This is a genomic window from Brevibacillus sp. AY1 (assembly GCF_029870785.1).
In the GTDB taxonomy this organism is placed as follows: domain Bacteria; phylum Bacillota; class Bacilli; order Brevibacillales; family Brevibacillaceae; genus Brevibacillus; species Brevibacillus invocatus.
In genome coordinates this window covers 1-21656 of the sequence record NZ_JAFLPN010000011.1, presented here as the reverse complement: position 1 = coordinate 21656, position 21656 = coordinate 1, and the positions used below count along the sequence as shown (strand labels likewise).

General features: G+C 52.8%; 21 protein-coding genes. 1 reads left to right on the top strand and 20 read right to left on the bottom strand.

What is annotated here, in order from left to right; translation table 11 throughout:
* Nucleotides 1-593: 593 nt before the first annotated feature.
* From sat to JZI27_RS11230, 19 genes are all read right to left on the bottom strand, one after another.
* Nucleotides 594-1808 (bottom strand): sulfate adenylyltransferase, encoded by a 1215-nt coding sequence (gene sat / locus JZI27_RS11320; protein ID WP_415783059.1) that lies wholly within the window; start codon nucleotides 1806-1808, stop codon nucleotides 594-596.
* Nucleotides 1790-2491 (bottom strand): phosphoadenylyl-sulfate reductase, encoded by a 702-nt coding sequence (locus tag JZI27_RS11315; protein ID WP_122909824.1) that lies wholly within the window; start codon nucleotides 2489-2491, stop codon nucleotides 1790-1792. Before JZI27_RS11315 ends, sat begins: the two co-directional genes overlap by 19 nt.
* 118 nt (nucleotides 2492-2609) lie before the next feature.
* Nucleotides 2610-3773 (bottom strand): thiolase family protein, encoded by a 1164-nt coding sequence (locus tag JZI27_RS11310; protein WP_280207577.1) that lies wholly within the window; start codon nucleotides 3771-3773, stop codon nucleotides 2610-2612.
* Nucleotides 3770-5377, bottom strand: coding sequence for a long-chain-fatty-acid--CoA ligase (locus JZI27_RS11305; protein WP_122909822.1), 1608 nt, complete (start codon nucleotides 5375-5377; stop codon nucleotides 3770-3772). The genes JZI27_RS11310 and JZI27_RS11305 overlap by 4 nt, the downstream gene beginning before the upstream one ends.
* The gene (locus JZI27_RS11300; RefSeq protein WP_251243056.1) at nucleotides 5374-6414 is read right to left on the bottom strand and encodes an MBL fold metallo-hydrolase; all 1041 of its coding nucleotides are present in this window, start codon (nucleotides 6412-6414) and stop codon (nucleotides 5374-5376) included. The genes JZI27_RS11305 and JZI27_RS11300 overlap by 4 nt, the downstream gene beginning before the upstream one ends.
* Nucleotides 6415-6443: 29 nt before the next feature.
* Nucleotides 6444-7769, bottom strand: coding sequence for an MFS transporter (locus JZI27_RS11295; RefSeq protein WP_280207576.1), 1326 nt, complete (start codon nucleotides 7767-7769; stop codon nucleotides 6444-6446).
* The gene (locus JZI27_RS11290; RefSeq protein WP_280207575.1) at nucleotides 7763-8995 is read right to left on the bottom strand and encodes an MFS transporter; all 1233 of its coding nucleotides are present in this window, start codon (nucleotides 8993-8995) and stop codon (nucleotides 7763-7765) included. The genes JZI27_RS11295 and JZI27_RS11290 overlap by 7 nt, the downstream gene beginning before the upstream one ends.
* A gap of 41 nt (nucleotides 8996-9036) precedes the next feature.
* Nucleotides 9037-9453, bottom strand: coding sequence for a MaoC/PaaZ C-terminal domain-containing protein (locus JZI27_RS11285; RefSeq protein ID WP_122909818.1), 417 nt, complete (start codon nucleotides 9451-9453; stop codon nucleotides 9037-9039).
* 14 nt (nucleotides 9454-9467) lie between these two features.
* Nucleotides 9468-9896 carry a MaoC family dehydratase N-terminal domain-containing protein gene (locus tag JZI27_RS11280; protein ID WP_280207574.1) on the bottom strand — a complete coding sequence of 143 codons (429 nt, stop codon included), beginning with the start codon at nucleotides 9894-9896 and terminating at the stop codon, nucleotides 9468-9470.
* A 33-nt stretch (nucleotides 9897-9929) separates the two neighbouring features.
* Nucleotides 9930-11099: an acyl-CoA dehydrogenase family protein gene (locus JZI27_RS11275; protein ID WP_122909816.1), complete on the bottom strand. Its 1170-nt coding sequence runs from the start codon at nucleotides 11097-11099 to the stop codon at nucleotides 9930-9932.
* 57 nt (nucleotides 11100-11156) lie between these two features.
* Nucleotides 11157-11918, bottom strand: coding sequence for an SDR family NAD(P)-dependent oxidoreductase (locus JZI27_RS11270; protein ID WP_462935887.1), 762 nt, complete (start codon nucleotides 11916-11918; stop codon nucleotides 11157-11159).
* Nucleotides 11919-11929: 11 nt separating this feature from the next.
* Nucleotides 11930-12892, bottom strand: coding sequence for an MBL fold metallo-hydrolase (locus JZI27_RS11265; protein ID WP_122909814.1), 963 nt, complete (start codon nucleotides 12890-12892; stop codon nucleotides 11930-11932).
* A gap of 202 nt (nucleotides 12893-13094) precedes the next feature.
* A complete protein-coding gene (locus tag JZI27_RS11260) occupies nucleotides 13095-14804 on the bottom strand; it encodes a sigma-54 interaction domain-containing protein (RefSeq protein ID WP_280207573.1) in 1710 nt (569 codons plus the stop codon).
* 124 nt (nucleotides 14805-14928) lie between these two features.
* On the bottom strand, nucleotides 14929-15816 hold the full coding sequence (locus JZI27_RS11255) for a R2-like ligand-binding oxidase (RefSeq protein WP_280207572.1): 888 nt from the start codon (nucleotides 15814-15816) through the stop codon (nucleotides 14929-14931).
* A gap of 33 nt (nucleotides 15817-15849) precedes the next feature.
* Nucleotides 15850-16119 carry an alpha/beta fold hydrolase gene (locus tag JZI27_RS11250; protein WP_280207571.1) on the bottom strand — a complete coding sequence of 90 codons (270 nt, stop codon included), beginning with the start codon at nucleotides 16117-16119 and terminating at the stop codon, nucleotides 15850-15852.
* The gene (locus tag JZI27_RS11245) at nucleotides 16116-16400 is read right to left on the bottom strand and encodes a hypothetical protein (protein WP_122909811.1); all 285 of its coding nucleotides are present in this window, start codon (nucleotides 16398-16400) and stop codon (nucleotides 16116-16118) included. The genes JZI27_RS11250 and JZI27_RS11245 overlap by 4 nt, the downstream gene beginning before the upstream one ends.
* Nucleotides 16401-16433: 33 nt before the next feature.
* Nucleotides 16434-17369, bottom strand: coding sequence for an alpha/beta hydrolase (locus JZI27_RS11240; protein ID WP_280207570.1), 936 nt, complete (start codon nucleotides 17367-17369; stop codon nucleotides 16434-16436).
* Between the two features lie 41 nt (nucleotides 17370-17410).
* On the bottom strand, nucleotides 17411-18625 hold the full coding sequence (locus JZI27_RS11235) for an iron-containing alcohol dehydrogenase (protein ID WP_280207569.1): 1215 nt from the start codon (nucleotides 18623-18625) through the stop codon (nucleotides 17411-17413).
* Nucleotides 18626-18659: 34 nt separating this feature from the next.
* On the bottom strand, nucleotides 18660-20177 hold the full coding sequence (locus JZI27_RS11230; protein ID WP_280207568.1) for an aldehyde dehydrogenase family protein: 1518 nt from the start codon (nucleotides 20175-20177) through the stop codon (nucleotides 18660-18662).
* 180 nt (nucleotides 20178-20357) lie between these two features.
* On the opposite strand from JZI27_RS11230, the gene JZI27_RS11225 reads away from it, so the two are divergent.
* Nucleotides 20358-21044 (top strand): response regulator transcription factor, encoded by a 687-nt coding sequence (locus JZI27_RS11225; RefSeq protein ID WP_280207567.1) that lies wholly within the window; start codon nucleotides 20358-20360, stop codon nucleotides 21042-21044.
* A 64-nt stretch (nucleotides 21045-21108) separates the two neighbouring features.
* Here the strand turns inward: JZI27_RS11225 and JZI27_RS11220 are convergent, their stop codons facing one another.
* Complete coding sequence (locus JZI27_RS11220) at nucleotides 21109-21468, bottom strand: hypothetical protein (protein WP_280207566.1); 360 nt, start codon at nucleotides 21466-21468, stop codon at nucleotides 21109-21111.
* Nucleotides 21469-21656 lie beyond the last annotated feature (188 nt).

Here is a 21656-nt window from a genome sequence, read left to right as displayed (position 1 = left end):
TTTCTCTCCCCCTCCCACTTCTCAACAGGTATTGTTTTTAACTATAACCACATAGAAAAACCCTTTCGCCCCGACACGGTTCTTTTTCCATGTCTTTTGGGGCGAAAGGGTTCGCGGTACCACCCAACTTTATCGGCGCCTCACGGTCGGCCGATCTCAGCCAGTCACTTGTTATTGGACTGTAACACGCTAACGGGTGTTAATCGGTTCTACCTACTGTCTGGCTGCTTGTGCACAGATTTCAGTAAAACAGCTCGGAGGTGAGCAATGCGTCGTACTCTTTACCCGGCTTTCAGCACCCCGGGCTCTCTGGAAAAGAAGTGTCGCGCACCATCCTCGTCATAGCTTGCTATTATAATAATTTTTTTAATTTTGTAGTTGTCAGAAAATAAAGTGTTACGTCTGATTATAGCTAGGCACCTAGGGGGTGTCAACGAAATACTCAAGAATTTAGTGGACTTTCGTCCGAACGAATGCTCAGCAGTCATGCGCTATTTCGTGCCACATATGCGTGAAAGCGCATACAAATTTAGCTCGTCCTCATCAAAAAAAGGCGCAAGGGACGGGTAAGCCTTCCCCTAAACTACGCTCGCTTATCGCATTAAGGAATTTCCCTCTTCCTGCTGCTGCATGCCTTCGATCAATATTTTCGCTACTTCCGGCCGGCTGTATTCAGGAGGCGGCGTCTGTCCATTCCTCAGCATTGCTCGCACCTTCGTCCCAGACAAGGCCATGTGATGACTTGCATCATGCGGACACGTCTTGGTAGTAGCCATCCCCTGGCAGGATCTGCAGTAAAAGCTGTGTTCAAAAAACAGCAGCTGAATGCCCAGCTCATCTGGCTCAAATTCTGAAAAAATGTACTGGGCGTCATAGGTGCCATAGTAATCACCGACTCCAGCATGATCGCGCCCGACAATAAAATGCGTGCAGCCGTAGTTTTTTCGGACGATTGCATGAAAGACCGCTTCACGCGGCCCGGCATAGCGCATCGCTGCTGGAAATGCAGCAAGGAGGACACGATTTGGCGGATAGTAGTTTTCCAAGAGGGCGAGATAGCTCTTCATCCTCACCGTCGCCGGCACGTCATCTGACTTCGTTTCGCCCATCAATGGATTGAGAAACAAGCCGTCCACAATCTCCATTGCAGCCTTCTGAATGTACTCATGTGCGCGATGAACGGGATTGCGAGTCTGGAAACCGACAACGCTCTTCCAGCCCTTTGACGCAAAGATAGACCGCGTCTGCGCTGGGGTCAGATAGTAGTCGCCAAACTGCTCCGCTTTGGGACGCTGCCAGACCTCCACTGGACCTCCCAGATAGAGGTCGGGCTTCTCATACAGTTTTTTCACTCCTGGATGCGCTTCGTCTGTCGTCCGAAACACCTGGAGCGCTTCAATGCGTTTATCCGGTATATACCGGCTTTCCACATGTAGAATCCCGTAATCCTCCCCGTCCTCACCGCGCAGCAACAGGCGATCTCCTGGCTGAACCTCGCCATACTTGGAGGAGTCGACTGCCAGCGTGACGGGTAAAGGCCATACGGTTCCGTCTGACAATCTCATGGATGAGACTACGGCACGATAATCTGCTTCGCCCATAAAACCGGTAAGGGGAGAAAAGGCGCCAATGGCCAAACAATCCAGATCAGACAGCGTCCATTTGTCTACCATAACGACCTTTTCAGGTAGATCGTGCAGGCTATCTCCGGACCTTGGCTGTAACCTTTCGATCAATACTCCCCCATGCGGTACATTCTTAGACATGACGTGATCCCCTTTCCTTGCGTTCATTTGTGCAAGCCACATTCCGTCTTGGTAAAACCAGCCCAGCGACCCGCTCGCGGATCTTCACCCGGCATTACCTGACGGGTGCAAACACTGCAGCCGATACTCGGATAGTGGTTGTCGTGCAACGGATTGTAAGGGACATCATGATCATGTATATATTCCCAGACCTGTGACTGTGTCCAGTCTGCCAGTGGATTAAATTTGACCAGGTTGAATTTTTCATCCCATTCGACTTTTTTGGCATGGGCACGCGTAGGAGATTGTTCTCTGCGAATCCCTGTTACCCAAGCCTGGTAGTTGGCGAGAATGCGCTTCAATGGCTCGACCTTGCGAATCTGACAGCACAGATTGGGGTCACGCTGCCATAGCTCGTCGCCGTGTCGGGATGCCTGCTCTTCCAGAGTCAATTTCGGCAGCACCTGGATAAAAGCAGCTCCATACCGCTCCTGCAAACGGTCGCGTGTCTCGTAAGTCTCGGTGAAATGCTTGTTCGTGTCTAGATAAAAAACAGGCACTGTTGGCGCCAGCCTTTGCAGCATATCAATGAGCACCACATCCTCGGCCCCGAAGCTGGAGGCGAGAACCAGACTGGAACCGTAGTGCTCCATCGCCCAGACCAGCACATCTTGCGCGGGCTTTGCTTCCAGCCTGTAGGCCGCGATCTGCAATTCTTCGTCTTTCATCGAGTGGCGAATACTCATCTGCGAATCTCCTCTCTTGCTAGGTTTTCCCCCCATCATCATATGTGGGCGACCTGCAAGTGGCGCGTCGTCCGCCGAAAAGAAAAACCCCGCCCTGCTTGGGACGAGGTGAAGAATCCTATCGTTCGATGATCAGCGCGATTCCTTGACCTCCGCCAATACATGCCGTCACCAGACCTCTTTTGGCACCGCGGCGCTTTAGCTCATAGGCGAGCTTGGTCACCAGCATGGAACCGGTAGCCGCGATAGGATGCCCGTGGGCGATCGCTCCGCCTGTGACATTGAGTCGTTCCGGATCCAAGTGAAGCTCTCGATCGCAGGCGATGACCTGCGCAGCAAACGCTTCATTCGCTTCGACCAGATCGATGTCTGACAGCTTGAGGTCCAGCTTTTTCAAGAGCTTCTGGGTCGCAGGCACCGGGCCGATGCCCATGATGTTGGGGTCCACACCCGCTACAGCCCAACCGATTACTCTTGCCAAAGGCTCCAATCCCCGCTTTTCCGCTTCTCTTCCCTCCATCAGCACCAATGCCGCCGCACCATCATTGACGCCAGAGGAGTTCCCGGCAGTAACAGTGCCGCCATCTTTGAATACAGGAGGCAATGCTGCCAACCCCGCCAGGTTCGTCTCCGGTCTCGGATGTTCATCCAGTGCAAACAGCGTCGTCGTACCCTTTTTCCCTGGGATCGTAATTGGAAGGATTTGCTCGCCAAAGATGCCTGCTTCCATCGCAGCCTTCATTTTCTGCTGGCTATAAAAGGCGAACTCATCCTGCTCCTCTCGGCTGATGCTGTATCGCTCCACGAGATTTTCTGCTGTGATGCCCATTGGCGGATTGCCAATATGCTTGGGTGCCAGCTCCCTGCGGACGAATTTCGGTGGTGAACGGTCGTATGCCTGACTGGATGGCTCCATCAAAAACGGCATCCGCGTCATGCTCTCTGCGCCACCAGCAAGCATGATGCTGGCACCCCCGGCGAGTATCGCCTCTGCCGCTAGTACTACACTGTTGATCCCAGATCCACACTGGCGATCGATGGTCAAGCCGGGCGTCGTGACAGGCATTCCTGCTTTCAATGCCGCCAATCTGGCAATGTTCCCGCCACCAGATAGACAGTTGCCAAAGATCACATCGTCCACTTCTTCTCCCTCTACCCTGGCCCTTTTCAAAGCCTCTTGAATGACCATCGCGCCATAATCAGAGGGCTCCATATCCTTCAAAGCACCTTTTGCCCTCGCGATCGGTGTCCGCACAGCAGATACCAAGACTGCTTCTCTCATCCTGCTTCCCCTCCCTGAGCCAGCCTGCGCTGCTGATCTTCCTCCATCAAGGTGCGGCGCAGAATTTTACCCACAGTCGTCTTGGGCAGCTCTGTCCGAAACTCGATGATTTTCGGAACCTTGTAGCGAGCCAACCTCTCCGAGCACCAGGCGATGATTTCCTCTTCCGTCACCGATTCATGGAGCCTCGGCACGATAGCGGCCTTTACTGTCTCACCGCGATAGGAATCCGGTACGCCATAGACGACAGCCTCTGCGACAGCCGGATGCTGGTAGATCACCTCTTCCACTTCAATCGGGTAAACGTTGAAGCCGCTGGAAATGATCAGTTCTTTTATACGACCCACGATGTAAAAGTACCCCTCTTCATCCATCGTCGCCATGTCTCCTGTGTAAAACCAGCCGTCTCTCATAACGGCAGCCGTTTCCTCCGGTTTTTTCCAATAGCCCTTCATCACCTGCGGTCCCTTGATGATCAGCTCACCCGGCTCCCCTGGCGGCAGCTCTCGAAGTCCCGTCTCCATGTCGACGATCTTGCTGTCTGTATTGGGCAAAGGAATACCGATGCTGCCCGGCTTTCGCCTAGCCGATGGATTGACGTGGGTGGCAGGAGAGGTTTCAGACAAGCCATACCCCTCGATGATCGGAACGCCTGTCTTCTTCTCGAAGGATTGCATCACTTCTGCGGGAAGCGGCGCCGATCCGCTGCCACAAGCAACGATGCAATCCAGATCGCCCGGTTTCAGATCAGGATGGTTCAACAACGAGATATAGACAGTCGGGACAGCAGGAAAACCGGTCGGACGGTGCTTGCGAATCAGCTGCAGGATTGTATTCACGTCATAGCGCGGCAGGCAGATATAAGCCTGTGCATTGAACATGGTGCCGTTCATCCGGCTCATCCCGTAGACATGGTAGAGAGGCGGCATCCCCAAGATTCGCTCCTCCACCTTGCGAACCCCGCCTCCGAATGTAAAGCCCTGATAGACAGTTCCGACCAGATTGGCATGTGTCAGCATGACTCCCTTGGCGCGGCCCGTCGTTCCCCCCGTGTATTGCAGGACTGCCAGATCCTCCTGCGGCTGAATCTCCAATGGCGGCAATTGCAGCCTTTTCTCCTTGATCATTCCGTACAGACTATTTTCACTTTCGTCGCCCGGGTCTGCCCAGATGATGCCGAGATCCTGTTTCAAATCGATTTTCTCCAGCTTTTGCGCCTGCTCTCGATTCCCCACAAACCACGAGGCTTCCGAATCCTTCAAAAGATAGTCCAATTCATGCGTCTGATACATCGGATTCACCTGAACCACAATCCCGCCCAAACGATGGACGGCGTAATAGGTCAGGATATACTCTGCGCTGTTCGGAAAGGCAATCGCTACCCGCTCTCCTTTTCGTATGCCACGGCTGTACATGGCTGCTGCCAGAAAATCCACGTCTGCACGGAGCTCCGCGTAACTCCATTCTCGATCACCATCGATGACTGCCGGGCGATTGGGATAATCCTGTGCCGAGCGTTCGAGTAGCTGGTACAGCGAAATAGACGGAATCTCTACTTCTGCTAAGACGCCTTCCAAATACCATTGGTGCCAAGGTCTTTTCATTTCCTCTCCCCCTTGCTCGGTCGATTCAACTCACCTACTCCAGATGGTGTCGCAGCAGAAGGTGTATGCACGTAATCCACAAATTCTCCATGCATCCCATGTGCAGTCAAATAGGACTCGTAGTAATCCTGAATCGGTTCGCCGTGCTTGATCAGTCTCCTCAAGTGTTTGGCAATGCCCATTTTTTCAAAAACCAATAGTCTGGGCGTCTGCTGCACATTTTTTTGCAGGTAAAAGACTTCCTGATGGATGAGCTGTTCGGGTGGCATTCCTTGTCGCACCGCCCGGTTTACCTTCTCCTCCCGCCTGTCAATGATCCCCATGTACGTCTCCAACAGCCGCTGGTAATCCGCACGGGACACAACGCCTTTTTGATGGGAGGTGACGTAGAGCTCCGCATCCACCAGCAGCGTTTGCTTGGCAGACAGCACCATGTCGTCAATATCGCTGTCCGCATTGTTGTACCAGGGACCAAAGGCAGTCAAATCAAAATCGCCCACGTGCAGGATGCCGTAATCCGGAAAATACGGACAGCAGAATCCTTCACAATGACCCGGGGCATGAAGCATGACGACTCTGGTACCCGCCAATTCGATTTCCCGATCATAAGGATAGATAGCTTTCCTTGCCCCTATGACGCTGGACCAGGAGTAGTGACCCCGTTTCCGAGCGCCAGCCTCCTCTCGCAAGCCTCGAACCCACTCTTTCCCTTCCTCTTCCCCGTAAATGGCGAAGTATCCGTTTGCTTTGGCAATTTCGTCAAGATCCGAAAGCTTTGGCAGATCTCGCTCATTGATCCAGACAAGACTTTCGGGAAATTCGGCCAGCCCCCAGATGTGATCCAGATGGTAGTGCGTGACATAGATGTCTTGGACATTGTGTTCTCGTTTTACATAGTCAAATACAGCCTCCCCAGCTCCACAATCAATGAACGCGTCACTCTCCTTGCCTTTGATCAGCAGAGAGGTGGAAAAAGGGGTACGGCTCTGATTTTCTCCGATCAGTATTTCGATTGGACCGATGTGCAAATCGCTCATATCTTTTTGGTTTCTCCCTTCTCAAGCAATCATTGCACCACTGCCTCACTCGGTTTCTTGGAAAACCATTTTCCTTTGGTCATGAACAGCAGCGGAACATAGACGACCACACCTACCAAGGAAGCGATCGCAACCCATGTTTCCCACCCGTAGCCGGTTACGACCGATGGCAGGACCAGGTTCATGATTACGGGCACGATCCGAATAATGGCGCCGTGCAAGCCCCACGCAGTAGACTGAAGCGAAGGGTTCACATCTTCTGCATTTTCCGAAAACAAGGCATTCCAAGGTGCATACGTGATGGCCATAAATGTACCCAGTATCGAAACGCTTACGATCATCGCGCCTTCTGATACCTTCGTTCCGAACAAGCTCACAAAATAGATCATGTAAAGTCCAAAACTTACGGCTCCGATCAGCGAAATGATTTTTCTCAACTGGAGACGATCTGAGATCCAGCCGACGACGAGGAGTACCCCCAGGTTGAACATCCAGAAGTACTTGGCAATGCTAGCAGCCTGATGGGCTTCAAAACCGAAGGAATCGACCAGAATCTTGGGACCGAATCCCGCCATCGTAAAATAGATGAGCAGGTAGACGGAGATCCCAATACTAGACAGCCACAAATGTGGAACCCGCAAAATCTGCTTCATTCTCGATTCATTTTCATGATGTGGTTGGACAGGGGCAGCTTTTTCATTCGCTTCTGGCAATTGATCGGTGCTGTGGACAATTTGGTCACGCAAGCGGGGAGAAAGATCACGGATCGCAAATAAAATGACCACCGAGGATAGGAGAGCGATGGTTCCAGCGATGTAGAACTGGGATTGCCAGGAGCCGTAAATGGGAAGGGTCCACCCTGCCATAGCGCTGGCGAAGAAGTTGGAGCCGACCGGACCAAACGTCCAGAAGCTGTAGGCAAGAGCACGCCCCATTCGGGGTGAAAAATCCCGCACGAGCCCTGCCGTCATCCCGAATGCCACTCCGTCGACAAACGAGAGCAGCACACGCAGGACAAAGAGCTGCGAGATTGTCTCTACAAAAGCCATACCGAACACACAAATCGTCGTCAAAAACAGGCTCGGGACGAGAAATATGACACGGCCATACTTGTCAGCGAGTGGACCGAATAGGAGTGAGGACAAAGCAGCAGCGAGGATGGAAACAGCAGACAAAATGCCGTACAGCTGCAGATCCATGTTGAGGTCATTCAGCAACAGCGGAAGCACGGGAGCTATCTGTGATTCATAGGAGGCAATAAAGTTGGCCAAAATGGCGATAGACAACAGCCAAACGCGGTATCCGCCCGCGGGATAGGTATCCAGCTCGCGGGACAGAAATGTGGCTTTTAACATGTTCCTTCCTCCTTCACATTTCCGTTACTCTCCTTAGTCCTCACTCCATCGATCTCTTTCTCCATCCTGCTTACATAGATCAAGGCTACCGTCATCAGCAGCATCAGCAATCCAGCTACAAAGTACGGGAGCCGTTCCTCATAGGCAAACAACCAGCCTGCAATCAAAGGACCGATCGCCCTCCCCAGACTGTTGCAGGTCAGCTGCGCTCCAAAGCTGCTCCCCTGCGCGTCCATACTCGTCCGCAGCGAGATCGCAGAGGTCATCGCTGGAAAAGCAAAGCCTCGGCAGAACGCCAGTAACGTCATCGCGACGAACACCCAGACGACCTGTGTGGCAAATCCCAAAGCCAGAAACCCAATCAATCCGAAGGTAAAGCCCGTCACCATCGTCCCCATCTCTCCCCACCTCCGGTACCAAAACGAGAAGAGAGACATTTGAATCAAGGCCCCCACTCCGCCATTCACCATAAAAGCCCAGCCTGCCATACCCTGTGTCGAGTGCAGGACATCAGTCAAAAAATAGGCGAGCGTCGACGTAATAGCCGCATCGCTAAACGTAAACGAGAAGGTCCCCCCGAAGAAGGGAGCAAGCTTGCGGTCAAACAGCGCCATAACGGACTCTTTCAATCGAATGAGAAGACTTACTCGCTCCCCGTTGTAGACTTGCTCCTGCTTCATCCGCGGTTCGACGGGCAGTAGCCAAAAAGCGAGAATTCCGCTTCCGACGGATAGCAAACCCACCGAGAAAAAGGGAATCTGCAAACCAAATCCGCTCAAAAATGCCCCCAGAGGTGGACCGACAATAAATCCGATTCCATTCATCGAGCCCATGTACGCCATCACTCGCGGCCGATCATCCGGTGTAGTGGAGGTGGTCGCCAGGCTGAGTGCTGCAGGAAAAACAGCGGCTGCCAAGGCCCCTGAGACAAATCGCAGCAGGAGCAGAATCGTGACGTTCGGTGCAAGTCCAACCAGTGAAGAAGTAATTCCATAGCCGACAATACCCAGGATGAGGATCGGGCGCTTGCCTGCCCGATCGGACATCCTGCCCCAAAACGAACTGAACAGCAATTGCGAGATGGCAAATGCGGAGAGTGCCATCCCCATCTCAAATGTCGTGGCACCAACAGACCTGGCCATGAATGGCAAGGTAGGCAAAATGACACCGAACCCGATATTGGCGATGAACATCGTGGACATGAGAAACCATATCGTCGACGACATTTTTGTTTCCTCCTACTCTTGCTGCGCATCTGATGCAGAAATTAGGGTCGCAAGGTCAAGGTCGCCTCACCACTTGTCAATGCCTTGCCAGGCTCTCTCTCCACAAACAGCTCCAAATCGATCTGATTGCTCTCTTTTTTGGTCACTTTTGCACGACACGTCAAGACATCCCCCGGGAAAACCATGCCGGCAAAACGAACCTGAAGTCTGCTGACAAAGCCTTGCGTTCCTGCCAGCTGACTGGCGTATTGCCCCAGGAATCCCATGCTGAGCATGCCGTGAGCAATCGTCCCCGGCAGCCCTACCTGACGCGCTGTCTCGACATCGGTGTGGATCAGGTTGAAGTCGCCTGATGCACCTGCGTACTTGAGCAGCTGCACTTTGGTGATGGCTGGCTTGACGAGGGGCTCAAGCTCGCACCCAACCTCGACCTCCGACCAATCTATGGTTTGTTGCATGATGCTCCCTCCTTTCAGCGCAGAATGATGGTGCTGGTGCTCGTAAAAACAAGCTGACCGTCCAAATCCTCGCCCTTCACCCGGGTCACGAGGAAAGTCATTTTCCCACCCTGTTTGCCTTCGCGTTCATAAACATCGAGAACCTGATTCACACATCGCAGCACATCCCCGGCGACGATCGGCCGGGTGTAGCTGTACTCCTGTCCTCCATGCAGGACCCGACTCAGCTCAATTTTCACCTGTGGAATCGGTACCCGAAACGTCGTGGGAAATGTAGGCGGAGCGACCAGGCTGCTGTATCCGTGCTCGCGAGCGTATGCTTCATCTGTAAAAAGCGGATTCTCGTCGCCAATGGCATGGGCAAATGCACGTATCGCCCCTTTCTCAACCTCCATGAGTACCGCTTCACTAGTACTGCCTATTACAGCAGGATCAATCTGCATGCTTCTCCCTCCCTCTTGAAAAGGTACAAATCGTCAAGCCAGCAGCTCTCCCACTTTTACATTTCCTTTCAGCAGGTTGCGGGAGATGATGTAACGCTGGATTTCATCGGTTCCCTCAAAAATGCGCCACAGGCGGATTTCGCGATACCAGCGCTCAATCGGCAGCTCCTTGGTGTAGCCCATGCCTCCGTGAATTTGCAGGACGCGGTCCACGACACGGTCTGCCATATTGGAGCCGTACAGTTTGGCCATCGAGGACTGATGGCGCGCATCCTGGCCATTTTCCGCCATCCAGGCAGCGCGCAAGACAATCCAACGGGTGGCTTCGATCTCGACTGCGGAATCTGCAATCATCCACTGGATCGCCTGCCGCTCCGCAATCGGTTTGCCAAAGGTATGGCGAGTGTTGGCGTAATCGATGCCCATTTGCAGCAGACGCTCCGCTGTACCTACTGCACGAGCCGGAATAACCCATCTACCTTGCCCGATCCACTGCATGCCTAGCTCGAATCCACGGCCCAGCTCTCCCAGGATGTTTTCTTCCGGAACACGCACATTTTCAAAAATCAAGGATGCGGGTCCCCACTCGCCCATCGTATGGATCGGCTCCGAGCGCCAGCCCATATCACGGTCGACGAGGAAGCAGGTAACACCACCCCGAGCACCTTTTTCCTTGTCCGTCACCGCGAATACCATCGCGAAATCGGCCTCATTCCCGTTGGTGATGAATACCTTTTCTCCATTCAGCACCCACTCGTCGCCGTCCTTGACCGCAGACATCTTGATATTGGCAGCATCCGAGCCGGCCCCAGGCTCTGTCAGCGCGAAGCAGGAACGACGCTCCCCTTCGATGGTCGGGATCAGATACCGTTTTTTCTGCTCTTCATTGCAGTAGTACAAGATGTTGTCGGCCGAACCGCCAAAGCTGAACGGCACGTAGGTACGTCCCAGCTCCATCATGATCAACGCCGTCATGACAGGCCCAAGGTTGGCTCCACCGTACTCTTCCGGCGTATTGATGCCCCAGAAGCCTGCCTGCTTTGCTTTCATCCGAATCTTCTGAATCTCTTCCTTGGACACGCCATCGCGCCCTTCCCGCTCATTGCGCAGTACCTGCTGCTCCAAAGGCATCAGTTCCTTCTGCACAAATTCCCGCACCGTCTTCTGAATCATTTTTTGCTCGTCGGTCAAAGTAAAATCCATTTCGCATCCCCCTTATATGGTCCTTACATAGTGGCTACCTTGCGATATTTGGCCTGACTAGCGGTTGCCTCCGTTGACGTAGATGACTTGCCCGGACACGTAGCTGGCCTCGTCACTGACAAGAAAAGCGATCACGTTGGCGACATCCTCGGGCTGTCCAACCCGGCGAAGCGGTATACGCTCTGATGCCAAGCGCTTGTTTTCCTCAAAATCGATGCCGACCCTCTCTGCTGTTGCTTTGGTCATATCGGTTGCAATAAAGCCCGGGGCTACCGCATTGACATTGATATTAAAGGGACCGAGCTCGATAGCCAGCGTCTTGGTAAAGCCCTGAAGACCTGCCTTTGCAGCCGAGTAGTTGGCTTGACCGCGATTGCCCAGCGCCGATGTGGAGCTCGTGTTGACTATCTTTCCGTACTTTTGGTTGACCATGTGCTTTTGAGCTGCCCGACTCGCTAAAAAGCTGCCCTTCAGGTGGACGTTCATCACCGTGTCCCAATCGTCCTCGGACATTTTGAACAGTAGATTATCCCGTAGCACCCCAGCGTTGTTCACCAAAATATCGAGTCTTCCAAACTGGCTGACAACCGTGTTGATGGCCTCTTCAACCTGCTGGCCATCCGCCACATTGCAGCCTACGGCAACCGCTTCGCCTCCAGACTCACGAATTCGTTGAACCACCTCCTGGCAAGCTTCTTCATTCAAATCCAACACGCCCACTTTTGCCCCATCCTGAGCCAAGCGCATCGCCGTTGCTGCCCCAATCCCTCTGGCAGCACCGGTCACAACCGCCACCCTGTCCTGTAGTCGACTCATCACGATTCTCCTCTCTACCTTTCTTGAACTGCCTGATACCAGGCGACCGAATCACGGCGCTCCACCTGTACCCGACTGCGCTCCAAAAGCAAATCGAGATGCCCCTGCACTTCGGAAAGTCCTAAAAACATGCCATTCTCCTGCAGCCAGGGAAACAGCTCACGCGTCAGCTCATAGACCGTGCGGGGACCTTGTGCCAGCAGTAATACAATTTTGTCGCAGCGATCCTCCTGCTCTTGAAGACGCTGATCGATGAGCGCACGAAAATCGGTGAATGGGTCACCATGACCGGGATAAATCGTGCTCAAGGGAAGCTCGTAGACGTGGCGAAACGATTCTCTCATCTGCATCAGCGGTCTGGGACGACGTTCTTCTCGCTTATCAGGCGGGGTGATGAAGGCATTCGAGGAAATCTCCTGCAAAAGAAAATCGCCTACAATCGTATCTCCCGAATCCACATCCCAAAGGCAAATATCTGACTGACTGTGCCCGGGTGTGTAGAGCACCTTCCACTCTCGTCCTCCTGCCGTCAGCACGTCTCCTTCTTCCAAATAGCGCACCTCTTTCCAGTGCAGCGGGTAGAACTTGCGCTGCCGCTTGAGCAGCTCAGCGGCTCCGCATTCCTCGATAAACCTCCGCATGAATTCCTCGTCCCGCTCAAATCCTTCTTTTCCATGCTCCAGCATCCCCATCGCCTGTCTGTGCACATAGACGACTGCATCGGTTTCCTGCAAGATGGCCGAAACCCCTCCATAATGGTCCGTATGCATGTGTGTGACGACGATTTGCTCCACATCCTGAAAGGTAAAGCCCACCTCAGCCATTCCCTCCCGAAGCTGCTGAATCGACCCAGGCAAATGCGTCCCGGCATCTACCAGCGTTACAGGGGAACCGGGCAAAATGAAGGCGTTTACATTTCCTTTCGCAAACGTGGTAGACATTTTGATTGGAAGAATATGCGTATCGCTCACCTCCATGTGCAAGTCGATTCCTTTCTACACCTTTTAGCTATTTGCAATGGCCGTGCCATACGATCAGACTGCGAAACAATAAAGACTATCGCATGAATATCGCATACCGAGTCACAATGGACTCGCTTCACGCCAAAAACCCGAGTCATTTTGGGTTCGACGAGTCAAACTTGGGTCGGTCTTGCTCCCTTTTTGCCCTGACAGTAGCCTAAACCGATTCGGCATGATCAAGGAAATGGTCAGTGGACAATTTGTATTTTTTCAGCTTTCGTACGATCGTCGTCTGACTGGTCCCCAGCTCTTCTGCCAGCTTGTACGTGCTGTGAAATTGTTGAACAGCCAGCGCCAGCATATCCCTCTCCGCCATTTCCGCTGCTTCCTTCAACGGCATGAGTCTGGCACAAGTGATGACACGATCATCCTGCTCCTGGTATTCAGGCGGCAGATCCTTCACCGTGATTTCCTTGGCCGGAACCGTAAGAATCAACCGCTCCACCAGATTAGCCAGCTCGCGCACGTTTCCCGACCAGTGATGGCGATAGAAAAACTCTCGCATGCAGGAGCTAAACGTCTTGGAGAGCTTGTATTTTCCGTTTAAATGGCTGAGGAAGTATTGGACCATTGGCAAAATATCCTCTTTGCGCTCGCGCAGTGCCGGAATCAGAATCGGGATGACATTCAAGCGATAGTACAAATCCTCGCGAAATGTGCCCAGTCTGACCATCTGCTTCAGGTCGCGGTTGGTCGCAGCGATCAGTCGGACATCCACCTGCTTCGACTTTGTTGCGCCGATTCGTTGTATCTGCTTTTCCTGCAGGACACGCAAGAGCTTTACCTGCAAGGACATCGGAAGCTCTCCCACCTCATCGAGAAACAGCACACCCTGGTCTGCCTGCTCAAAGATCCCCTGCTTTCCCGATCTGCTGGCACCGGTAAACGAACCCGGCTCATAGCCGAACAGCTCCGACTCCAGCAAGTCATGTGGGATTGCCCCACAGTTGATCTTCACGAATTCCCCCTTGTCCTTGCGCTGGCTCGCCTGATAGATGCTGCGAGCCAATACGTCTTTGCCCACACCTGTCTCGCCCAGTATGAGGACTGTGGCATCTACATCGGCGATCCGCTCCGCCATTTCGTAAATATCCGCCATTTTTTTGCTTTCCACGATCACGCCGTAGTCCGGCCTCGCTTTTGTTTTCAGCTCTTTCAGCTCTTTTTTGTACACGTCGTTCTCCTCCAGGGCGCGAATCAATTCCTGGTACAGCTGATTCTGCTTGGACAAGTCCCTGACATAGGTCACGACTTTTTCGATTTGCCCTGCATCATTAAACACCGGGATCGCGGTTTTCAACGTATTTTGTTTGGCATGCATGCTTTGCGGAGCAGTACGGACGGCCTTGCCTTCCGCCAGCACGCGAAATGTCAGCGTTTCTTGCAGAATGCCCTGCTCCATCAGTTCCTTCACGTTTTTTCCGATAAAAGCCTCCTCGGGCATCCCCGTGAACCGTCTGATTGCGCGATTGGTCCGTAGGGTCATGCCATCCGGGTTGGTGATGTAAATAATATCCTCAGAGCTGTCCATGATCGCGTCCAGCTCGCGCTCCAATTCCTTTTCCCGCTGCAGAAGCGAATAAATATGCCCTCCGTCCGTGCAAACCCAGACGGTCATGCCATTTTGGACATCCGTGCTGCTTCGCGTTAGCAAAAACGACCGATCCTTGTACCTGCCATATCGCTGAGTCTCGTTCCACGCTTCCCAGCCCTCGAACAACTCTCCCAATCGAAGTCCGTTGATCCGTTCTCTTTCTTTCACTGGCAATAGCTCCTGAAAAGGCAGATTGCCCTTCAAAATCTCCTCATCTGGCCCTGTGACTACGACTGGAAACGGGATAACCTCCATCCAACCATGATCATGCATGTTGAAGACCCCCTTTTGCACACTCTTTGCCCTCCATGCGCGCTCGTCACGACAGAACGGGAAAAGGAGCCTTGTTTCAGGCTCCGAAAAAAGAAGCAACTTTCTCGGACAGTTCGGTTAATGACTATGCATCAACCGCTGCTGGTGATTGTTTGTACAGCTCTTCCATCGTTTTTCCTCTGGCTCGGGACAGTACCTCCATGCGTACGGCAAGCTGCTTCTTCAGGAACTGCTGCACGTCTGTCAAGCGAACACCCAATGCACTTGTTTCCAGCGCTGGATCGAGCCCTTGATACAGCTGACCAGCCATCGGCGCAAGCTCTGCCATTTTTTTGACGATTACGTCGTACACGTGCGGATGCTCACAGATCAAGCGCTGGAGAAGGAAGGTCCCGTACCCGATATGGCGCGCCTCGTCCGTCTTGATGTAGCCGACTCCCTCCATCAATCCCGGCATGATGCCTGTCTTGTTCAATCCTTCGTAAAATCCGAAGTATCCGGTCTCGGCAAGCACTCCCTCCACGAACATGTTGTAGACCGTCGAAGCCTCTGCTATGGCCTCAGGCGATTTGTCTGTCCGCAATCTGATCATTGCTTCCGGCAGCATCTCATGAAAGATCTGTTTGTAGACATCTCCATGAAAATGGGACAGGTCTTCCTTGATGCCGAGATTGTCTAGTACGAGTCGGAAAAACTCGGTATGCTTCGCTTCTTCGAACAGGAAGGTAGTGAGGAACATTTCTTCCTCCAGCCTGCCTTCCTCTGCGATCACCATGATCAAAGGGAGAAGGTCCAGCGTTACTGCCTCCTCGCCCCCGAGAAAACCGGAGATCCGACGAAGCGTCTCTTCTTTTTGCTGATCATTCATGTTGGCGAAATCCTCTTTATCCTGAGCAAAGCTGATATCCTGCGGGTTCCAGATTCCGAAACGCTTCGCTTTTTGATACAGCTGGTACGGCAACAGCTCCGTATTGATTCCACGCGCGCTGGTCGAGATAAAATGGTCTCTCACATGAATCCCTCCTGTTTTCAATAAGTGGTGTTGCTAACAGGTACTAGCCTTCAGAATACTGGTAGTAAAACGACGAATCGAATCCAAGACTGCAGCCGGCTGCTCCAGAGTCACCAAATGCCCGGCTCCATCTATCAGATCGAGTCTTGATCCTGCAATTCGTTGATGGAAATCCGTAGCGTAGGATGGCGGAATAAATCGATCCTGAACACCCCAGATCAAGAGCGTGGGAGCCTTGATCCGATGTATGCGGAACTTCAGTCCCTTATCCGGGATCTGCCACCATGTGATGAATGAGCTCATCCGTCGTACGTCTCCACACTGCCTCCGGAGAGAATCGATCCCATCAAATTGGGAGACGGCATCAGTCCGTAGGCATTGCTGTGGTGTTCGTTCACCCCTACAGCGTCGTAGCCGAGATCAACGGCAAATTCCAGCTCATCCAGATAGTCATGATACATCCGGTGCCCTTTGCGGGGATCATACAGCTCTTTAGGCGGCGTCACCCAGACGCTCGGGTAGCTTTGCTCGAAGTCTGCAGGCAATTCACGATAAGGCATCAGGTGAAATGCGACGAACTTCATCCCCAGTTCCCCCTTTCACTGCTTGGCTTTTCATCAGAGCCGCTGGAAAACAGATCGCAAGCTGCTCGACACCTGCGACACAGCCTGAGCGCCTTTGTCCATCAGGCCCGCCATCCAGAAGAAGCCGTGGATCATGCCTTCGTAGCAGGTGTATTCGACTGGGACCCCCGCCTGTCTGAGCTTGTCTGCGTACATCGCTCCTTCATCACGCAGCGGGTCGTATTCGGCCGTGATCACCAATGCAGGCGGCAAGCCAGCGAGATCTTCGTTCAGCAAGGGTGAGGCGAGCACGCTCTTCCTTTCTTCCTCATCGTTCAAATACTGTCGGAAAAACCACTGCATACTGTCGGCAGTGAGAAAATACCCCTCGCCATTTTCGCGATACGATTCTGTCTCACCACCAAGCTGAGTGGCGGGATAGATCAGTGCCTGGAACGAGATGGGCGGGCCACCCCGTTGTTTTGCCTGCTGCGCAACCACTGCAGCCAGATTTCCGCCGGCGCTGTCCCCTCCGATTGCAAGCTTTGTCCCATCGCCATTCAGGGAAGAGGCATGCTGTGCAGCCCACTCTACAGCGGCATAACAGTCCTCTACCGGAACAGGAAACTTGTGCTCCGGTGCGAGCCTGTAATCGACAGAGATGACCAGACATTCCGACTCATGGGCTATATTTCGGCAAAGTGTATCGACCGTCTCCAGATTGCCGATCACCCAGCCTCCACCGTGAAAATAGACGAACACAGGAAAGGGACCAAGCCCATTCGGCGTATAGAGCCGGACACCGATTTCCCCGCCATCGACAGGGATCATCCGATTTTCAATCTTCGCAATCTCTTTTGGGATACCCGCCAATTTTCCCAAATCTGCTGTACGCTCTCTGTTTTCCTCGGGTGTCATGGAACTGGTAGGTGGTGCACCCGCCGCTTCATTCATATCCAGAAATGCTTTTGCTTGGGGATCTAATGGCATCGAAGCATCCTCCTTTTCTCCCTTTTGCTGATTACGTATCGTTAGCGAATAGCTTCTTCCTCTTGTGGCAGCCCTGCCACTTCGTTGGTTACTTTCGTAATGACCGGAGCCGGGATGCGGAACATCATCGCGGTCGGATCGCTTTGCACGAGCGGTACAATGTGTGCCAGACTGGCCGGGTCCAGTTGGTACTCAGCAAATGTCGAAGGCAGCCCAACCTGATCACGCAGCTCGCGAATGTAGGAGACTACCTGTTCCAGACACTCTTCCGGCGACTGGATTCCAGGCACCAACCCCAGCACCTCCGCAAAGCTGCGAACTTTTTGCAGGTAGAGTCCAGGCAAGGATTCCATCACATTCGGCAGCAGGACAGCATTGGCCAAACCGTGCGGAATGCCGAATTTGCCGCCGAAAGCGTGCGCCATGTTGTGCACCGGGATGGCAGATACCGTAAGGCCAAAGGAGGTAATGGCCATCATGCTCGCCATCAGCATGTTCGATCGGGCCTGTAGGTCTGTACCCTTGTGAACGGCTGTTGGCAGGCTTTCGGCGATCATCCGAGCGGACTGCAAAGCAAATGAATCGCTCATCGGATTGGCACGAGGGGAGAAGTACCCTTCCACTGCGTGTGTCAAAGCATCGAAGCCCGTAAATGCTGTGATTTTTGGAGGCAGTCCCACGGTAAGATCAGGGTCGAGAATGGCAATATCCGCCACGATGAAGGGATTCATCAGGTTTGTCTTGATGTTCAAACGCTCATTGTATACGACAGCCATCGGGGAAACCTCAGCACCTGTCCCTGCAGTAGTGGGCACAGCAATGTGGGGAATGCGGATCGGCTGAGCCTGTGGCCACAGCTCTCGGGTCGTTCCGTTCAGCAAATCGCGCACATCATCGTGCTGTTTATGCAAAAGCCACTTGGTCGCTTTGCATGCATCAAGCACGCTGCCGCCCCCGACGGAAACCAGAGAGTCTGCATTGCACTCCTTTACAAAGCGTGCGGCCTGGTTTACGTTCTCACCCTTGGCATCCTGCTCGATCTCATCAAAAACGCCAACTAGCTGGATGGGTCCAGGCATCAGTCGGAACAGCTCGGTGATTTTTTCCGTAAGTCCTGCCCGATTCAATCCCTGATCGGTAAACAACACTACCCTTTTTGCTCCGAGGCCCTGCAGGAGCTCGGGCAAGAGCGTTCGTGAGCCCGCCCCGCTGTAGACCTCTGTTCGCAGCCCAAATCTCGATAAAGTTGTCGTCATACTGGCATTCCTCCCATCTCTCGTCCGCGTATTTTTAAAAGAGTGAGCTAGCCCACGGTCGCTGGCGAAGTTCAGGTGTCAAGGAAACATGGACATGCTTGACCTGACTGTATTCATCCAGTGATTGACGTCCCAGCTCACGGCCAAATCCGCTCTGCTTGTATCCGCCAAACGGAGCATCGGGGCGAATCGCATGCCAGTCATTGATCCAGACCGTCCCTGCTTTTAATTCGCGGCTGATCTTCAAGGCCTGGTTCACATCGCCGCTCCAGACACCCGCCGCCAGACCGTAGATCGTATCATTGGCGATCTCTATCGCTTCCTCCACGCTGGAATAGCGAATCACGGATGCTACAGGACCAAAAATCTCTTCTTGGGCGATCTTCATGTCATTGCGAACATCAGCAAAGATCGTCGGCTCCACGTAATGCCCTTTATCAAGCCCGCTGTCGGTTATTCGTTTGCCTCCGTATACCAGTCTGGCTCCTTCGTCCAGGCCGGATTGGATATAGCCTAGCACCGTATCGAGCTGCTGGTTGGAGACGAGCGGCCCCATGCCGGTAGAGGGATCGAGTGTGTTGCCGATTTTTATTTTCGCAGCCATCTGGCTCATGCCTTCCAACACTTGATCGTATATCGAATCGTGCACGAGGATTCGCGTTCCTGATTGACATACTTGACCTGTGTGAAGGCAGAAGCCGTAGAGCAATCCGGGTATCGTCAACTCCAGATCGGCATCAGGCAGCACGATAGCCGGAGATTTTCCTCCCAGCTCTAAAGTGACCCGCTTGACCGTACCAGACGCAAGCTCCATGATTCGCTGCCCTACTTCCGTGGAGCCCGTAAAGGCAACTTTGTCTACACGCGGATCTTTTACCAGCGCCTCGCCAATACTGGCGCCCGGTCCTGCCACCACATTGAAAACGCCAGGCGGAATCCCTGCCTCTGTCGCGAGCTGCGCCAGCTTTAGTGTCGACAATGGCGTGTACGTAGCTGGCTTCACGACAACCGAGTTGCCCATAGCCAAGGCAGGTGCCAGCTTCCACATCGCGAGAATCATCGGGAAGTTCCAAGGCGTAATCCCGGCCACCACGCCAAGCGGTTCCCGCCATACCTGGTTGTTGCTCGGAGCTCCTATTCCCGTTCCCAGATGGTTGACATAGCTGTACTCCAGCGCAAAGGCTGCGGTCTGCTGCATGACAAACGCACTGCCCATGATGTCCATGCTGCTGACGCGGCGAATCGTCGCTCCTGAGCTGATCACCTCCAGATATCCCAGCTCTTGCGCATTCTCCACTATCTTGCGAGCAAACTGGTTCAATACGGCTGCTCGCTCCTGTGGCGTCCTGCGCGACCAAACACCCGAATCAAAGGTCTGCCTTGCAGCAGCGATAGCGGCGTCCACATCACTGCTCCCGGCTTTGGCCACTCTTGCTACCCGTTCTCCATTTGCCGGATTGAACACATCGAAGGTCTCCCCACTTCTTGCGGGGGTCCATTCACCGTTTATGTACAGTTGAAAATCCAATGCTTGCTGTGTGTTTGCTGCCATACAATCCTTCCTCCCTTCTTATTGTCGAATTATTCCGAATTCAATTCCTTTACGTCTGGATAAGCCGTTTGATAAAATGAAAGCGCTACAAATATGATTATATGGAAGAAACAGACGCGGATATATCCCCTAAAATACAGGTGTAGAACGACCCCTAATATGGAGGGAGGCAGGTACTCCATGGTCAGTCCAGCTGTAAAAGCATATATCCAAAAAATTGAATCGACGCCCTATCATGAAGAAAAACTGGTTCTTACTGTGCGCGGTTTTCTTGATGTGTTTCCCTTTATGGGGGCTGTCCTCTACAACTATTCGATGCTCAGTCATGTAGGAGAAGGCATCCTATGGGCCAATCAAGAGGGACTGACTTCCATTCGTGAGCTGCGGGAGGATATACGCAACATTCCGCCCATTCACGCGGCCATTCGCGAGAAAAAAACCCTCCTTCTCAAAACCGAACAAATTCGGCAAATACCTGCCAAGCACGTGCATGGTGCCTCCTATGCCATCGTCGTCCCGATCTACAATGGCAACAACGTTCTTGGATGGGCGGGAACCTCCGGCCATCCGGAGGGCTGCGATGGGATCAATAGCCATCTTGTAGCCGATATCGCGTATTATGGTCAGCAGGTGGCAAAAGCTTTAACCCATGATCATTCAACGCCAAAAAACCCCAAGCTGAGCAAACGGGAAATCGAAGTCCTCCAGCGACTGTCCTGGGGAGAGAGCATCAAAGAAATGGCTGATAAAATGGGCATCAGAGAATTTACCGTTCAGGACTATATCAAATCTGCGCTGAAAAAACTGCAGGTAAATAATCGAACACAAGGCGTGGCCGAAGCACTTCGGCAGCGAATTATCCTTTGAGCTATAGACAAAAAGGAACAACCAGATCCCCGGCAGCACAGGGGCTGATCGTTCCTTTTTTTCCTTACTCTCTGATTTCCACGATATTACGTGGTGCCCTACGGCTAGACTGAATATCGCGTATTTCCGCATCTGTCAAATTTCGACCGATGAAAATCAGCGATGAGGTGCGATTGTTGAAGTCAAAGTTTCCGAGATTGGCGATTTCACGATCACCACGAAATACGCGAAATGCTCCTTGATACGATGTCTGGGAGAACAGAACCAAGGTTACATTCGCACTATCGCCTCTTCGCGAACGAAAACTGGAAAGATCGTTGTTAAAACGAATCGCATTCATGTTTCGGATGGCAACGCCACGTCTGCGAAACTGAATACGTCTGTCATCAAAGTTTCTATCTGCAAATAATGTTAATCTTGGCATACTTGCTCACTCCTTCCTTCTTTCTTGCTTGCAGCATATGAAAGTCAGGAGGGACCCGTGTGGACAGGTGTTGCATGATAGAGAACTATTTTATGAGAATCGCTATTATTCTACGTTAGAAAACTTGGCTACGCCAAGCTTTTGGCGGAGCCTTAGTTGCACTTATACTATCTTCCGCTAATCTTTTT

What these genes read in the sequence shown, in the direction of transcription:
- JZI27_RS11250 (WP_280207571.1), bottom strand. Translation starts at nt 16,119, where the DNA reads ATGAGCTCATTCATCACATGGTGGCAGATCCCGGATAAGGGACTGAAG.
- JZI27_RS11290 (WP_280207575.1), bottom strand. Translation starts at nt 8,995, where the DNA reads ATGTCGTCGACGATATGGTTTCTCATGTCCACGATGTTCATCGCCAAT.
- JZI27_RS11230 (WP_280207568.1), bottom strand. Translation starts at nt 20,177, where the DNA reads ATGGCAGCAAACACACAGCAAGCATTGGATTTTCAACTGTACATAAAC.
- JZI27_RS11245 (WP_122909811.1), bottom strand. Translation starts at nt 16,400, where the DNA reads ATGAAGTTCGTCGCATTTCACCTGATGCCTTATCGTGAATTGCCTGCA.
- JZI27_RS11240 (WP_280207570.1), bottom strand. Translation starts at nt 17,369, where the DNA reads ATGCCATTAGATCCCCAAGCAAAAGCATTTCTGGATATGAATGAAGCG.
- JZI27_RS11310 (WP_280207577.1), bottom strand. Translation starts at nt 3,773, where the DNA reads ATGAGAGAAGCAGTCTTGGTATCTGCTGTGCGGACACCGATCGCGAGG.
- sat (WP_415783059.1), bottom strand. Translation starts at nt 1,808, where the DNA reads ATGTGGCTTGCACAAATGAACGCAAGGAAAGGGGATCACGTCATGTCT.
- JZI27_RS11265 (WP_122909814.1), bottom strand. Translation starts at nt 12,892, where the DNA reads ATGGAGGTGAGCGATACGCATATTCTTCCAATCAAAATGTCTACCACG.
- JZI27_RS11225 (WP_280207567.1), top strand. Translation starts at nt 20,358, where the DNA reads ATGGTCAGTCCAGCTGTAAAAGCATATATCCAAAAAATTGAATCGACG.
- JZI27_RS11260 (WP_280207573.1), bottom strand. Translation starts at nt 14,804, where the DNA reads ATGCATGATCATGGTTGGATGGAGGTTATCCCGTTTCCAGTCGTAGTC.
- JZI27_RS11285 (WP_122909818.1), bottom strand. Translation starts at nt 9,453, where the DNA reads ATGCAACAAACCATAGATTGGTCGGAGGTCGAGGTTGGGTGCGAGCTT.
- JZI27_RS11235 (WP_280207569.1), bottom strand. Translation starts at nt 18,625, where the DNA reads ATGACGACAACTTTATCGAGATTTGGGCTGCGAACAGAGGTCTACAGC.
- JZI27_RS11295 (WP_280207576.1), bottom strand. Translation starts at nt 7,769, where the DNA reads ATGTTAAAAGCCACATTTCTGTCCCGCGAGCTGGATACCTATCCCGCG.
- JZI27_RS11280 (WP_280207574.1), bottom strand. Translation starts at nt 9,896, where the DNA reads ATGCAGATTGATCCTGCTGTAATAGGCAGTACTAGTGAAGCGGTACTC.
- JZI27_RS11220 (WP_280207566.1), bottom strand. Translation starts at nt 21,468, where the DNA reads ATGCCAAGATTAACATTATTTGCAGATAGAAACTTTGATGACAGACGT.
- JZI27_RS11300 (WP_251243056.1), bottom strand. Translation starts at nt 6,414, where the DNA reads ATGAGCGATTTGCACATCGGTCCAATCGAAATACTGATCGGAGAAAAT.
- JZI27_RS11315 (WP_122909824.1), bottom strand. Translation starts at nt 2,491, where the DNA reads ATGAGTATTCGCCACTCGATGAAAGACGAAGAATTGCAGATCGCGGCC.
- JZI27_RS11305 (WP_122909822.1), bottom strand. Translation starts at nt 5,377, where the DNA reads ATGAAAAGACCTTGGCACCAATGGTATTTGGAAGGCGTCTTAGCAGAA.
- JZI27_RS11275 (WP_122909816.1), bottom strand. Translation starts at nt 11,099, where the DNA reads ATGGATTTTACTTTGACCGACGAGCAAAAAATGATTCAGAAGACGGTG.